Here is a 14,354-nt window from a genome sequence, read left to right on the forward strand (position 1 = left end):
ACACATGGAACAACAAGCCACTCCCAACAACGCCCGCCGCACCGCCCTCACCCGCCTGACCGCCGTGCTGGTGGTCGCCGGCATCGTCGGTGCCGGCTACTGGTTCTTTGCGCTGCGCAACACCCAGAGTACCGACGACGCCTACGTTGCCGGTAACCTGATTCCGGTTTCCAGCCAGATTGCTGGCAACGTAGTTGCCGTCAATGCCGATGACACCCAGCAGGTTGCCGCCGGCGATGTACTGGTGAAACTGGAACAAAGCGATGCCCGCCTGGCTTTCGACCGCGCCAAGGCCGAACTGGCGCAAGCCGTACGCCAGAGCCGGCAGCTGATTGCCGGCAGCAGCCGCGCCGATGCGGTGCTGGCGCAGCGCGAGGCCGACCTGCTGCGCGCCCGCAGCGATGTGGCGCGTGCCGAAGGCGATCTGTCACGCCGCGAGCAGGCCGCCCGCGAGCAGGCAGTGTCGCAGGAAGAAGTGCAGCACGCCCGCGATGCGGTCAACACCGCGCGCGCCAACCTGGCCGCCGCGGAAGCCGCGCTGCTGGCTGGCCGTGAGGACAAGACTGCCAGCCATGCGCTGGTGCTGGGTAACAGCATCGAACAGCAGCCGGCGGTCGCCCGCGCCGCCGCCGCGGTACGCGAAAGCTGGCTGGCACTGTCGCGCACCGAAATCCGCGCGCCGGTTGCCGGCACCATCGCCCGCCGCAGCGTACAGCCGGGGAGCCGCCTGCAGCCGGGTACCCCGCTGCTGGCCATCGCGGCACTGGACAGCGCCTGGGTGGATGCCAACTTCAAGGAAGTGCAACTGAAAGACCTGCGCATCGGCCAGCCGGTCACCCTGCATGCCGACGTGTACGGCAGCGATGTCACCTATCACGGCAAGGTCGCCGGCCTCGGCGCCGGCACCGGCAGCGTGTTCTCGCTGCTGCCGGCGCAGAATGCCACCGGCAACTGGATCAAGGTGGTGCAGCGCGTACCGGTACGCATCAGTCTGGAACCGAAAGAGCTGCAAGCCCACCCGCTGCGCCTTGGCCTGTCGATGAACGTGGATGTCGACACCAAGCAACAGGATGGCCCGCTGCTGCAAGCCGCGCCGAAAGACAAGCCGGTGCTGGCCACCAGCGTGTTTGACCAGCGCCTGCAGGAAGCAGACCGCGTGGTAGCCGGCATCATTGCGGCCAACCTCGGCAAGTAAGGGAGCACAGGCATGGCGCATCCTCCGCTGGAAGGCCGCTCGCGCACGCTGGTAACGCTGGCGCTGTCGCTGGCCACCTTCATGCAGGTGCTGGACACCACCATCGCCAACGTGGCCATTCCCACCATCTCGGGCGATCTGGGCGCCTCCACCAGCCAGGGCACCTGGGTGATCACCTCGTTCGGCGTGGCCAATGCCATCGCGGTGCCAATCACCGGCTGGCTGGCCAAGCGCCTGGGCGAGGTGCGGTTGTTCCTGATCGCCACCCTGGGCTTCGTGCTGACCTCGCTGCTGTGCGGTATCGCCCCCAGCCTGGAAACGCTGATCCTGTTCCGCGTGCTGCAAGGCGCGCTGGCCGGACCGATGATTCCGCTATCGCAAAGCCTGCTGCTGCAGAGCTATCCGCCGGCCAAGCGTGCCATCGCCATGGCGCTGTGGACCATGACCATCATCGTGGCGCCGATCTTCGGCCCGATCCTGGGCGGCTGGCTGTCCGACAACTGGCACTGGAGCTGGATCTTCTTCATCAACGTGCCGGTGGGCATCGTGTCCGCGCTGCTGACCTGGCGTGAACTGCGGCACCGCGAAACCACGATCCTGCAGCTGCCGATCGACAAGGTTGGCCTCACCCTGCTGGTGCTTGGCGTCGGCTGCCTGCAGATGATGCTGGACCGCGGCAAGGAGCTGGACTGGTTCCACTCCACCGAGATCGTGATCTACGGCGTGACCTCGCTGCTGAGCCTGTCCTACCTGGTGGTATGGGAGCTGACCGACCGCCATCCGGTGATCGACCTGTCGCTGTTCAAGGACCGCAACTTCAGCGTCGGCGTGATCTCGGTCAGCATCGGCTTCCTGCTGTATTTCGGCGCCATCGTGCTGATGCCGCTGCTGATGCAGACCCAGCTGGGCTACACCGCCACCGAGGCCGGCCTGGCCACCGCGCCGATCGGCATCCTGCCGGTGTTGCTGTCACCGGTGATCGGTAAAAACGCGCACCGGCTGGACATGCGCGTGGTGGTCACCATCAGCATGCTGATGTTCGCGTTCTGCTTCTGGTGGCGCTACGAGACCTTCAACCCGGGCATGGCCTTCATCAACCTGGCCTTGCCTCAGTTCGTACAGGGTATCGCGCTGGCCGGCTTCTTCATGCCGCTGACCACCATCACGCTGTCGAACATGAAGCCGCAGCAACTGGCCAGTGCGTCCAGCCTGTCCAACTTCCTGCGCACGCTGGCCGGCTCCATCGGCGCCTCGCTGTTTACCTGGCAATGGGAGCGCCGCGAAGGCATCCATCACGTGCAGCTGACCGACCACGTCAGCCTGTACGACGAGACCACGCGCCAGACGCTGGCCGGCATGCAGCAAATGGGCATGAGTGCCGAACAGGCCGCCGGCGTGATCGCCCGCGACATCAGCCGCCAGGGCATGTTCATCGGCGCCAACGAGATCTTCTGGCTGTGCGCCATTCTGTTCCTCGGCATTACCGGGTTGATCTGGTTCTCGCGCCCGCCCAAGCCGGGCAGCGCCGCGGCGCCGGTGGTGGACGCCGGTCACTGAGGGCATGCGGCCAACGTTGGCCGCAATAAAAAACAGGGCAAGGTTTGCAACCTTGCCCTGTTTTTTTTACAGCTGACGCGCCGGTCAGGCGGCGGCGACGATACGGATTTCCACTTTCCAGTCCGGATGCGCCAGCTTGGCGCCCACGGTGCAGCGCACCGGTGCGTGGCCTTCGGCCACCCAGGCATCCCAGGCTTCGTTCATCTGGTCGAATTCGCCCAGGTCCGGCATGAAGATGGTGGCTTCGATGATGCGGGTCTTGTCGCTGCCCAGTTCGGCCAACACCTTGTCCACCAGCGCCAGGGTCTCGGCGGTCTGTTCGCGGGCATCGCCCTGGCCGCTTTCCGGCACCTGCACGGTGTAGATCAATCCGTTGACGACGACGGCTTCGGACATGCGTTTGCCCGGCAGATGGCGGTAAATGCTCATGCGGTGTTCTCCTTTAAGGTTGGCCGCATTGTACGCAATAAAAAAACGCCGGCAACCCGTGCCGGCGTTCTCGCAACCCTGCCGTGATCAGGCGGCGGCGACGTGGCGCAGGTTGTGCGCGAAACGTTGCAGCGCCTCGATACCGCTGGCTTCGGCGCGGTTGCACCAGTCCTGCAGATCGGCCAGCAGCTCGTCACGGGTACGCGACGAACGCTCCCACAAGCGGGTCAGTTCCTGGCGCATGGTGTACACGGTGTGCAGCACCTGGCTGCTGGCCAGCACGGCGGCCAACTGCTCGCGCTCGGCCGCCGGGGTGTCCTTGGCATCCTGCTTCAGCCAGATTTTCATCTTGCGAGCCAGATCGGTATTGCCCAGTTCCGGCAACTGCAGTTTTTCCACCTCGGCACGGTAGACCGCCTTCAGCTCTCGGGCATAGCGCGAGGCCACCGCGTAACGGTTGGCGATGATGGCCTGCAGGTGTTCCAGATCCAGCTGGCCGCGCGACACGCCTTGTACCAGCTTGGGTGCCACCTTGCGCACCTTGGCCAGGCCGGCGATTTCCAGCATGCGGATGTACATCCAGCCGATATCGAACTCGTACCATTTGTACGACAGCTTGGCCGAAGTACCGAAGGTATGGTGGTTGTTGTGCAGCTCTTCGCCACCGATCAGGATGCCCCACGGCAGCACATTGGTCGCCGCGTCTTCGTTCTCGAAGTTGCGGTAGCCCCAGAAGTGGCCGATGCCGTTGATCACGCCGGCGGCGAAAAACGGAATCCAGATCATCTGCACCGCCCATACCGACAGGCCGGCGAAGCCGAACAGCGCCACGTCAATGGCCAGCATCAGCAGGATGCCCTTGCCGCTGTGTGCGGTGTAGACGTTGTGTTCCAGCCAGTCATCCGGCGTGCCGTGACCGAACTTGTCCATGATGGACTGATCCTTGCAGGCGGCGCGATACAGCTCGGCGCCTTCCCACAGTACCTTCTTGATGCCCAGCACTTGCGGGCTGTGCGGGTCTTCGGCGGTTTCGCAGCGTGCATGGTGCTTGCGATGGATTGCCGCCCATTGCTTGGTAACCATGCCGGTGGTCAGCCACAGCCAGAAACGGAAAAAGTGGCTGGGCAGCGGATGCAGATCCAGCGCGCGATGCGCCTGGTGGCGATGCAGGAAGATGGTGACGGAAGCGATGGTGATGTGGGTCAGCACCAGTGCTACCACGATGTAGCCCCACCACGGCAGGTCGATCAGACCATTGAGCCATTCCATGTGATAGTCAAACCTCAGGTTTTACAGACGATTGGCCATTTTACACGCAATGAAGCCGTAAAAACCAACCCGATTTCAGTGACTTGCAGTCATGACGGCCGGGCAATCATTCATAAGCTGCCGCAGGTAGGGTAAGATGCCGCTTCATTCGTCTATCCAGGCCGGACCGTGAACGTCTCCAAGCATCAACTCATTCTGGGTGGCGGCGCCCTTGTCGCCGCCTTTGCGCTGTACAGCGGCTTTGCCTACTGGGCCGGCATCAAGGCCGAGGAAACCCTGGCCGAGCAGCACCGGCTGATTGCGCAGTCCCCGGTATTCACCATCAAGTCGCACAGTTATCAGCGCGGCTGGTTCTCCTCCGAGGAAACCACCGAGCTCGAGCTGAACAAACAGTTGCTTGGCCCCTACCTCGGGCTGCTGCCGGAAAACATGCGTCCGCTGCTGGCCGGCACCCTGCGCTACCACCATCAGGTAAAACATGGTCCGCTGCCCGGCCTGTTCGATTTCGACCTGCGCCCGGCGCGCGCCATCGTGCGCACCGAATTCGACATGTCCGACACCACCCGCAAGACGCTGCAGCGCTTCTTTGGCGATGCAGAGCCGATTACCGTGGTCAACCGGCTCGGACTGGGCGGTGGCGGCGAGCTGACCGTCAAGGTACCCAAGTTCGATTACGAAGAAACCTTGTCCGGCGTAAAAATGAACTGGCAAGGCTTCGACCTGAAGGTGGACTACCAGGGCGGCTACCACGAGTACAACGTGGAATCGACCACCCCGGGCTTTGTTTTGCAAGCCGGGCCCAAGGGCCGCTTTGCCTTCAGCGGCATCAAGTACCTTTCGCAGGTGCGTCCGGGCAATACCGGCGTGAAGCTCGGCAACAGCGAGCTGACCGTAGACAACATCAAACTCAACTGGAACGAGGCCATCCCCTACAGCATCAAGCTCAACGAGCTGATCTACCTGGTTGGCCGCGTGCGCGTCGGCGAGTTCATCAACCCGTCCGGCGAATTCCGCCCGTCCAACGTGGAGCTGTCCAAGCTGGGCTACCAGGTGGTGACCAGCGAGCAGGACGAATTCGTCAATACCCGCGGCAAGCTGGATTTCGAGCGCTTTGCCTACAACGACAGCATCTACGGCCCGCTGAAACTGGATGTTTCCGCCAGCCACCTGCACGGCCCGACGCTGGTGAAACTGGACGAGGCACTATCGCGGCTGCCGTTCGAAGGCAAGAATCCGGTCGAGCTGCGCAAGCGCTACCTCGACACTGTCATCGACCAGGGTCTGCCGCTGCTGAAAAACAACCCCAAGCTGCTGGTAAACACTTTCTACCTGCGCATGCCCAATGGCGAGGCAAAAGCCAATGGCAGCCTGACACTGGCCGGGCTGCAGGATGCCGACCTCAAAAACCCGATTGCCTTCCTCAAGCGCTTCACCGCGCAGGCCAACATCGAGCTGCCGGAGCAGACGCTGCAGAATCTGGTAGTCGCACAGGCCCGCAACCTGTTCACCGTCGATGCCAGCGCCGAAGAGCAACCGAATATGGACGAGGTCGACAACCTGGCGCGCAGCCTGCTGGAAGCCCAGCTGTCGGAGTGGGAACACTTGCAGCTGATCAAGCGTAACGGCGGCCAACTGTCCACTTCGCTGCGCTTTAGCGGTGGCGAGCTGCGCGTCAACCAGCAGAAGGTGGCGCTGCCGTGGCAGGAAACCGAAGAGCCGCCGCCGGCCGTGGCTTCTGCCGCGCAGTAACACCCGGATAAACAAAAAACCCCACCGCTTCACGGTGGGGTTTTTTGTTGCCGGCCAAAGCGGATCAATCGGCCATCATGCTTTGCAGGTAATTCTGCAGACCCAATTTCTCGATCAGGCCCAGCTGGGTCTCCAGCCAGTCCACGTGCTCTTCTTCGCTTTCCAGAATGTCTGCCAGCAGTTCGCGAGTCACGTAGTCCTTGGCCGATTCGCAGTAGTGGATCGCCTCGCGCAGCAGCGGAATACCTTCCATCTCCAGCTTCAGATCGCACTCCAGCATTTCCTTGGTATGCTCGCCGATATACAGCTTGCCCAGGTCCTGCAGGTTCGGCAGCCCTTCCAGAAACAGGATGCGCTCGATCAGGCGATCGGCATGCTTCATCTCGTCAATGGACTCGTGGTACTCGTGCTCGTTCAGTTCCTTCAGGCCCCAGTTCTTGTACATGCGGGCATGCAGGAAATACTGGTTGATGGCGGTGAGTTCGTTTCTGAGAATCTGGTTCAGGTATTTGATAACCTTCTTGTCGCCTTGCATGGACGCAGCTCCTGAGGGGAATGAGTGCGTGGATTATGGCACATCGTCATGCCAGCACAAGGCGAAAGGCGGGGCGAAAAATGCCGGGCGGATTTTCCGGAGACTGCAGAAAAACTCAGGCAGCAGCCAGTTCCGGCTCGCTGATCTGCAGCAGGGTCTGCTTGCGCAGCTGGTTGGCCGCACAGGCACAGCGGCCGCACTCGGTGGCCACGCCCAGCTCTTTTGCCAGATCGCTCATGCGGGTCGCGCCATTACATACCGCGGCACGGATGTCGCGGTCGGTTACACCGTGGCAGAGGCAGACGTACATGGATGACATCCGTATCAAGAATTAGTCTCAGTACGAAAATAATAGAACTCAATGATAACGATTGTCAATTAGAATCAGGAACCGCAGCATGCAATGGAAACCGAATACCACAGTCGCCGCCATCATCGAGCGTGACGGCCGCTTTCTGATGGTGCGCGAGCACACCCCGCACGGCGTGCGCCTCAACCAGCCGGCCGGCCATCTGGAGTATGGCGAAACCCTGCCGGCAGCCGTCGCACGCGAGGCGCTGGAAGAAACCGGCTACCGCGCCAGCGCCACCGCACTGGTCGGCATCTATCTGGCCGACAAGGAAGACAGCAGCGACATCACCTACCTGCGCTTTGCCTTTGCCTGCGATGCCGCGGCCAACGCAGAACGCAGCCAGCTTGACGCGGGCATCATCGAGGCGGTGTGGTTGAGCGCAGATGAAATCCGTCAGCAAGAGCGCATCTGGCGTAGCCCGCTGGTGGGCCGCTGCGTGGAAGACTACCTCGCCGGCCAGCGTTTTCCGCTCACCCTGCTGCACCACCACGGCCGCTAGAGCATGCGCCGCGCCTGGCCATATCTGCTGTGGCTGTCGCTGCTCGCGCTACCGGCCGGTGCGGCCGGGCTAACCCTCTGTTACCATTACGGTTGTGATCGCAGCAGCACCCTTGAATTGGGTGAAGATGCCCTCAGCTGGATGAACCTGCGCCTGCAAGCCGCCGACTCTGCCAGCGACGAGCGCGCCGCACTGCAGGATGTGGTGCTGGCCTACTACCAGCTGGCCGCGCAACAGACACCGATTGCCGCCGACCGCGGCGGCAATAACGAGGATGCCCGCATCCTCGACCGCATGGACTGCATCGACCACAGCCGCAATATCGCCCAGCTGCTGCAACTGCTGGACTCGCGGCAGTGGCTGCACTTCTACCATCCTGCCGGGGCCGTATTCCGCGCCCCGCTGCTGTTCAACCAGCACTACGCCGTCGGCATTGATGCCATCGACAGCCCGGAACACTGGGTGATCGATGCCTGGCCGCGAGATTTCGGGGCACCACCTGTGGTGGTGCCTCTTGCACTCTGGAAGGAAGGATTGTCCCCGTGAAGGGTAAGAAACGTATTGTCGTCGGCATGTCCGGCGGTGTGGATTCGTCGGTAACCGCCTGGCTGCTGAAGCAGCAGGGGCACGAGGTGATCGGCGTGTTCATGCAGAACTGGGAAGACGACAACGACGACGAATACTGCTCCATCAAGCAGGACGCGCTGGACGCCATGAGCGTGGCCGACATCGTCGGCATCGACATGGAGATCGTCAATTTTGCCAAGGAATACAAGGACCGCGTGTTCTCGTACTTCCTCAAGGAATACTCGGCTGGCCGCACCCCCAACCCGGACGTGCTGTGCAATGCTGAGATCAAGTTCAAGGCCTTTCTCGACTACGCGATGGAACTGGGTGCCGACTGCATCGCCACCGGCCACTACGCGCGCAAACTGGAACAAGACGGCATCCATTACCTGATGAAAGGCGTGGACCAGAGCAAGGACCAGAGCTACTTCCTGTACCGCCTGCAACAACACCAGCTGGCCAAGGCATTGTTCCCGCTGGGCGACATCCACAAGAGCGAAGTGCGCCGCCTGGCTGAAGAAGCCGGCCTGCCCACCGCCGCCAAGAAAGACTCCACCGGTATCTGCTTCATCGGCGAGCGCCCGTTCCGCGAGTTCCTGCAGCGCTACCTGCCGACCAAACCGGGCGAGATGGTCACCCCGGACGACAAGGTGGTCGGCGAGCATGTCGGGCTGATGTTCTACACCCTGGGCCAGCGCAAGGGCCTGAACATTGGCGGCAGCAAGGACAGCAACGGCGAGCCGTGGTTTGTCGGCGGCAAGGACATGGCCGGCAACAAGCTGATCGTGGTGCAGGGCCACGACCACCCGCTGCTGCTGAAACCGGCGCTGCAGATGGACGACCTGTCGTGGACACTGCCGCAGCCGCCGGCTGCCGGCGACTACGCCGCCAAGAACCGCTACCGCATGGCCGACGCGGCCTGCAGCCTGTCGCCCATCGTCGACGGCAAGGCCACGCTCACCTTCCGCGACAAGCAATGGGCGGTCACCCCCGGCCAGTCTGCCGTGCTGTACGACGGCGATATCTGCCTGGGCGGCGGCATCATCCAGTAAGCCCTGCCTTGCGGCCAACGTTGGCCGCAACGCATACGAACAAGGCCCCGCATAGCGGGGCCTTGGGCTTTACAGCGGCAGCGAGCTCAAAAATAAAAAGTCGGTCCAAAGCAGACAATAGATTATTCCTGCCTCGACCAAAGCTCATGCAACAAGGCATTCCGCTACAACCTTGCAGATACAACCGCTTTCCCCCCTCTGCGGACCATCGTTGCTCGGACAGAGTACCGGCTGCGAACTGAGTGGCAAATAGATTCAGGGCGTTTCTTGAACGCGCACACCCTGGCCTTTGCGGAAGTTCGCACCCCGGCCAACAGGCCGCAGCTACCGATCCGTTCCGGCCACTCCAGGCAATGTTGGTCTAACCGCTGATTTCTGCGCGGCGCTGTTGACCTGATGCCGGGATTACAAAGACGCTCGGGTTGATTGACCGCGAAAGATTCACGGGCTATGCAGACTCCGCCACCTGCGCCATGCTCTCATGCGCGGCCAGCACCTGGCTACCAGCCGCCTCCATGGCAACCACGGCAGCCAGGGCGGCGCCAGCGTCGCCTCGACTGTGAGCGGTCAGTGCGTCCTGAACATGCTTGTGCAGGTTAAGGTGCGGTACATCCATGTCTTTGTAGACCGGCAGGTGCGAGTGCTGCTGTCCTTCGCCTGTGTAATACCATTGGCCAAGGCGGCACTGGGTGTGGTCAACGAAGTCTTGGGCGCCTTCTTGCGACATGCCGAAGAGGACACGATAGACGCGGAACTTGAACAGCAGATGGTCGATCTTGGCCACCTCGCAAAAGCCGCGCAGGGATGAGGCCGTCGTGCTGCCCTCTGCAAGGCGCGATAGTTTGAGCACGTGACTCATGGTGGCAACGGCGTCCTTGCCGCTGCGGCTGAACTCGCCCGCTTGTGCTGCAAGAATTTCCATCTGGCTGCGGCTGGCCGTGCTGTCATTACGCATGGCAGCAACCAAATCGGCGATTTCACCGGTCGCACCAGTCGTCCGTTCTGCCAGTTTGCGCACCTCGTCGGCCACTACCGCAAAGCCTCGCCCGGCATCGCCCGCGCGGGCAGCCTCGATGGCCGCATTGAGGGCGAGCAGGTTGGTCTGATCGGCAATGTCTTTGATCAATTGCACGATGCCGCCGATCTGCCGGGCTCGTCCATCCAGACTGGATACCTGTTCGGCGGCAGCTACCGAGTCCCTTGCAAGGTGGCCGAGCTGCTCGGCTATGGCAGAGATCTCCATGGAGCATTGATCCGCGACGGCGCAAGTTTCCCGGGCACGGTCCCGTTCTGCGCGCATGCCCTGTGCCAGGCCGCCCATACTGGCCTGCGCCTGGGTCATGGCGGTGCCGACGCTTTGCAGTTGTTCGAGTAACTGCCGGGTTTGCGTGTAGCGTTCTTCTGCACTCTGCCGCTGCGTGTCGCTGGCACGGAGTTGGGCATCGGCCTGCGCTAGCTCGGCATCTCGTCCGGCCAATTCGCTTTCTAGCTGGTCGATACGCGCCAAGGCGGCGCGCAGGTGTTTTGCCAGGACAAACATGGGGGCTCCCTAGTCTTGCCGACACTGTCGGTCGGCCTCGATGATGGTGCTTAACTGAGCTTCGTCGCAAAGCCGAGGCTGGTGCTTGAGGCAGTGCTAGTCAAAGGCCTCGGTGCGGATGAGAGTCAGCCGCTCGCTCGGAGCGCGGTACTACGAATCGCGGCCGCCTTCGCACTGCTGCGAGGCACAGCCCCACAGTTTGAGGCGGCTCGCTGCCACGACAAGCGGTGGCGCAATAAGTGACATCACTTTGCCAAAATCCAGTTAAGAAAAGAATTCACGCATAGTGCAATTCATTATTCCATTTACTGGAACAATAAAATAAACCGGTTTCATCTGATCAGCTCTTCTATCGCGGTAGCCGTGCTGGAGGCACGCCTCATGGTCAAGCTGTTCACCGGACTACCAGCCAGGCGCGCACCATCGCATCAAGGCAGTGCGATCTGAAGACGCGCAGCGAATTCTCGGCGAGGCCGACAAAACCGACGATGCCGCCACCGGGATCAACGCCGGTCTGCGCGGCCATGTGGCAGTGACGGTCCCCACCGTGTTTGGCCGGATCCACGCCCCCCGGCGCTGGTCGATCTCATACCTCAGCAGTCACAATTGCAGACTTCGGCGCTGTTCCTCGAACGGATAGTCAATCTGCTCTAACGCCGTAGCCATTACCGGCTTCATTACCTCGTCCCAGACACTATGCTTTGCCGATCCAGCGTCAGCAGCGCATCGGTCATCGCTTCGGCCAGGTAGTACAGCGAGAAGATGCCACCATAGCTCCAGGTAGAGCGCACCGCGGCAAAACGCTGCTGTGCCACGAACGGCATCGCCTGCCACAACGGGGTGGCGAACAGCTTGCCGGCCTGTTCGAACGGCTGCTGGTACAGCACCACGCTGTGTCGCAGGCTGCCCAGCTGCACCACCTTCTGCTGCGTCACCCCCCAAATCGACGCCGCCGGTTGCGGCGTGCCGGCGATGCCCAGCCTCTGCAGCGCGTGCAGCGGCATCGAGTTGCTGCCGTACAGGTACACCACCGCCGGGCTGGCAAAACGCACCACGTCCACCCGCGGCAGCTGCGCGCCGAAATGCTGCTGCAGCCGGCCGCGCAGCTTGGCAAAGCCCTGCTCCAGCGCCGCCAGCCGCCGCTCGGCCAGCGCCCTGCGCCCGAACAAGCCGGCCAGTTGCAGATAAATGTCGCGCGCCACCTGCGCGTTGTCGTGATCGTGGCGGTAGGCATCGAAGTACAGCACCGGCGCGATGCGTGCCAGCTGCGGCCGCATGTCCAGCAGGCTGGGGCTGATGATGATCAGGTCCGGCTTCAGGCTGGCCAGCAGCTCCAGGTTGGGTTCCAGCCGACCGCCGGCCGGCAGCGTGGCTGGCGGCAAGGTTGGCCGCACCACCCACTGCCGGTAGTCGTCGGCATCAGCCACCGCCAGCGGGGTGATGCCCAGCTCCAGCAGCTGCTCGGCAGACTCCCAGCTCAGCGCCACCACCCGCTGCGGCGGGCGGGCAAAATGATGCACACCATCGCTATCGCGCACCGTCACCGCAGCCGCCATTCCCGAACACAGCAGCAGCACTGCGGCCAACATGACCCATATCGTCCGCGCCATCACGCTCTCCCCCGGCGCACGCGCTGCGCCAGCAACAACAAGATGAAATAACCGCCGCACAGCACCGAGGCCAGGATGCCGACCGGCACCTGCAGCGGGAAGATCAGCACCCGCCCCAGCCAGTCCGCCACCAGCAGCAGCACGCTGCCCAGCAAGGCGGCCAGCAGCAGTTGCGGCAGCACCCGGCGCGCACCGAGCATGGCGGCGATATGCGGCGCCAGCAGGCCGAGAAAACCCACCGGCCCCAGCACGCTGGTCACCAGCGCGGTGAGCAGTGCCACCAGCGTCAGCCACGCCAGCCGGTTGCGCGCCAGATGCAAGCCGCGCCCCTGCGCCACGCCGTCACCGATCGCCAGCAGGGTCAGTGCACGTTGGCCGCACAGCACCGGCACGGCCAATAGCAGCGCGCCGCCGGCCAGCAGCAGCGCCTGTTGGCCGGACACACGGTAAGTGGAACCGGCCAGCCAGCCGAGGATGGCAAAACTGTCCGCCGTGCCACGCGCCAGCGCGAACTGCAGCACCGCCTCCAGCAGCGCCGCAAGCGAAATGCCCACCAGCGCCATCATGCCCGGCGCGTACTGCTGGCGGCGCCCCAGCCACAGCAGCAGCCCCAGCACCAGCATGCTGCCGCCGAACGCCAGCGGCGCCCCGCCCTGTTGCAGCGGGCGTCCCAGCCACAGTGTGGCGGCCAACAGCGCCAGCGTGGCACCGGCCGACAGGCCGAGAATGTCCGGGCTGGCCAGCGGATTGCGCAGCAATCGCTGCAGGATTACCCCGGCCAGCGCCAGCGCGGCACCGCCGGCCACCGCTGCCAGCGTGCGCGGCCAGCGGAACGACCAGATCAGCGCATCCGGCCATGCCAGCTGCCAGCCGTGCGTGCCCGGCGCCAGCGTCAGGCTGACGAGCACCAGCGCCAGCAGGCCGGCCAGCAACAGCCCCCAGCCGCGCCGCGACAACGGCCGCGCCGCCGGAGCCAGCGACAGGTTCTGCTGCCCGCTGCCGGCGCTCTGGCGGCGGGTGAACCACAGCAGTGCCGGCGCGCCGATCAACGCCGCCGCCGCGCCGCTGGGCACCAGCTCCACGCTGTAACTGCTGGCCAGCACGGCCAGCGCATCGGTGGCCAGCAGCAGCAGCGCCCCCAGCAGCGCGCTGAACGCCAGCTCGTCACGCGCCCCGCGCGCACCCAACAGACGGGCGAAATTGGGGGTCAGCAGGCCGATGAAGCCGATCAGCCCCACCGCGGCGATCGCCACCGAGCTGAGCCACAGCGCGGCCAACAGCAGCAACAGCATGCTGGGCCACAGCCGCAGGCCACGCCCCTGCGCCCCGCTGGCGCCCAGCCGCAGCAGGGTGAGCGGGCGCGGCGCCAGCCATAGCAGCAGCAACATCGGCGCCAGCCGCGGCAGCAGCCACAGCACCCAGTGCCAGTCGTTCTGCGTCAGGTCGCCGGCGCCCCAGAGGAACAGGTTGCGGCTGTACTGGTCGTGCAGCATGACGATGGCGGACGCCAGCGCCCCCAGCAGCAGGTTCAGCGCCATGCCGCCCAGCACCAGCGGCAAGCCGCCGATGCCGCGCACGCCGGCAATCGCCAGCGCCAGCAGCACCGCCAGCATGGCGCCGGCCAGCGCCGGCCATTCACTGTGCTCCGCCGCCAGCGCCGGCAGCCAGATGCTGGCGCACACCAGCCCCAGCCAGGCGCCGGCGCTGGCGCCCAGCGTCATCGGCGACACCAGCCGGTTCTGCGTCAATTGCTGCAGCAGGCTGCCGGAGAAACCCAGCGCCGCGCCCACCAGCAGCGCCATCGCCAGCCGCGGCAGGCTGGCATGCCACCACTGCAGTTCGGCGAAATCCGCCGGCGCCCGCGTCAACAGCGCCCACTGCGTCGCCGCTGGCAACGGGTTGCCGATCTGGCTGTGCCACAGCGCCAGCAGCAGCATGGCCAGCAGCGCCAGCGGGTAGCGCCGCGACCAACCCTGTGGCCGCGCGGCAAGTTTCAGCAC

Annotated in this window: 14 protein-coding genes; 6 read left to right on the plus strand and 8 right to left on the minus strand. The window is 63.9% G+C overall.

Annotated elements, in window-relative coordinates; all coding sequences use genetic code 11:
* The first annotated feature begins 4 nt into the window (after nucleotides 1–4).
* Together HU218_RS06635 and HU218_RS06640 are read left to right on the plus strand one after the other, a co-directional pair.
* Nucleotides 5–1,195 carry an HlyD/EmrA/EmrK family protein gene (locus HU218_RS06635; RefSeq protein ID WP_174874155.1) on the plus strand — a complete coding sequence of 397 codons (1,191 nt, stop codon included), beginning with the start codon at nucleotides 5–7 and terminating at the stop codon, nucleotides 1,193–1,195.
* A gap of 12 nt (nucleotides 1,196–1,207) precedes the next feature.
* On the plus strand, nucleotides 1,208–2,752 hold the full coding sequence (locus tag HU218_RS06640) for a DHA2 family efflux MFS transporter permease subunit (protein WP_174874156.1): 1,545 nt from the start codon (nucleotides 1,208–1,210) through the stop codon (nucleotides 2,750–2,752).
* Nucleotides 2,753–2,836: 84 nt separating this feature from the next.
* Here the strand turns inward: HU218_RS06640 and HU218_RS06645 are convergent, their stop codons facing one another.
* Nucleotides 2,837–3,181, minus strand: coding sequence for a RidA family protein (locus HU218_RS06645; protein WP_174874157.1), 345 nt, complete (start codon nucleotides 3,179–3,181; stop codon nucleotides 2,837–2,839).
* Nucleotides 3,182–3,268: 87 nt separating this feature from the next.
* Nucleotides 3,269–4,450, minus strand: coding sequence for a DesA family fatty acid desaturase (locus HU218_RS06650; RefSeq protein ID WP_174874158.1), 1,182 nt, complete (start codon nucleotides 4,448–4,450; stop codon nucleotides 3,269–3,271).
* A gap of 168 nt (nucleotides 4,451–4,618) precedes the next feature.
* On the opposite strand from HU218_RS06650, the gene HU218_RS06655 reads away from it, so the two are divergent.
* Nucleotides 4,619–6,199, plus strand: coding sequence for a YdgA family protein (locus HU218_RS06655; RefSeq protein WP_174874159.1), 1,581 nt, complete (start codon nucleotides 4,619–4,621; stop codon nucleotides 6,197–6,199).
* A 64-nt stretch (nucleotides 6,200–6,263) separates the two neighbouring features.
* Here the strand turns inward: HU218_RS06655 and bfr are convergent, their stop codons facing one another.
* Nucleotides 6,264–6,734: a bacterioferritin gene (gene bfr, locus HU218_RS06660; RefSeq protein WP_174874160.1), complete on the minus strand. Its 471-nt coding sequence runs from the start codon at nucleotides 6,732–6,734 to the stop codon at nucleotides 6,264–6,266.
* A gap of 115 nt (nucleotides 6,735–6,849) precedes the next feature.
* Nucleotides 6,850–7,044, minus strand: coding sequence for a (2Fe-2S)-binding protein (locus HU218_RS06665; RefSeq protein WP_174874161.1), 195 nt, complete (start codon nucleotides 7,042–7,044; stop codon nucleotides 6,850–6,852).
* 88 nt (nucleotides 7,045–7,132) lie between these two features.
* Between HU218_RS06665 and HU218_RS06670 the strand changes: the two genes are divergently transcribed.
* From HU218_RS06670 to mnmA, 3 genes are read left to right on the plus strand one after another with little or no spacing between them, the layout of a single operon-like run.
* A complete protein-coding gene (locus HU218_RS06670) occupies nucleotides 7,133–7,585 on the plus strand; it encodes an NUDIX hydrolase (protein WP_174874162.1) in 453 nt (150 codons plus the stop codon).
* A gap of 3 nt (nucleotides 7,586–7,588) precedes the next feature.
* Nucleotides 7,589–8,131: a hypothetical protein gene (locus HU218_RS06675; RefSeq protein WP_174874163.1), complete on the plus strand. Its 543-nt coding sequence runs from the start codon at nucleotides 7,589–7,591 to the stop codon at nucleotides 8,129–8,131.
* A complete protein-coding gene (mnmA, locus tag HU218_RS06680; RefSeq protein ID WP_174874164.1) occupies nucleotides 8,128–9,204 on the plus strand; it encodes a tRNA 2-thiouridine(34) synthase MnmA in 1,077 nt (358 codons plus the stop codon). Before HU218_RS06675 ends, mnmA begins: the two co-directional genes overlap by 4 nt.
* Nucleotides 9,205–9,652: 448 nt before the next feature.
* Here mnmA and HU218_RS17020 read toward each other — a convergent pair whose 3' ends face one another.
* The 4 genes from HU218_RS17020 to fhuB all read right to left on the minus strand — a co-directional run bounded on the left by HU218_RS17020 (nucleotide 9,653) and on the right by fhuB (nucleotide 14,354).
* On the minus strand, nucleotides 9,653–10,744 hold the full coding sequence (locus tag HU218_RS17020) for a methyl-accepting chemotaxis protein (protein WP_174874165.1): 1,092 nt from the start codon (nucleotides 10,742–10,744) through the stop codon (nucleotides 9,653–9,655).
* Nucleotides 10,745–11,138: 394 nt separating this feature from the next.
* Nucleotides 11,139–11,270 carry a hypothetical protein gene (locus HU218_RS17025; protein ID WP_281357128.1) on the minus strand — a complete coding sequence of 44 codons (132 nt, stop codon included), beginning with the start codon at nucleotides 11,268–11,270 and terminating at the stop codon, nucleotides 11,139–11,141.
* Nucleotides 11,271–11,421: 151 nt separating this feature from the next.
* The gene (locus tag HU218_RS06690) at nucleotides 11,422–12,354 is read right to left on the minus strand and encodes an iron-siderophore ABC transporter substrate-binding protein (RefSeq protein WP_217450741.1); all 933 of its coding nucleotides are present in this window, start codon (nucleotides 12,352–12,354) and stop codon (nucleotides 11,422–11,424) included.
* A complete protein-coding gene (fhuB, locus tag HU218_RS06695; protein WP_217450742.1) occupies nucleotides 12,354–14,354 on the minus strand; it encodes a Fe(3+)-hydroxamate ABC transporter permease FhuB in 2,001 nt (666 codons plus the stop codon). Before fhuB ends, HU218_RS06690 begins: the two co-directional genes overlap by 1 nt.

Source organism: Vogesella oryzae, from assembly GCF_902829295.1.
Lineage (GTDB): Bacteria > Pseudomonadota > Gammaproteobacteria > Burkholderiales > Chromobacteriaceae > Vogesella > Vogesella oryzae.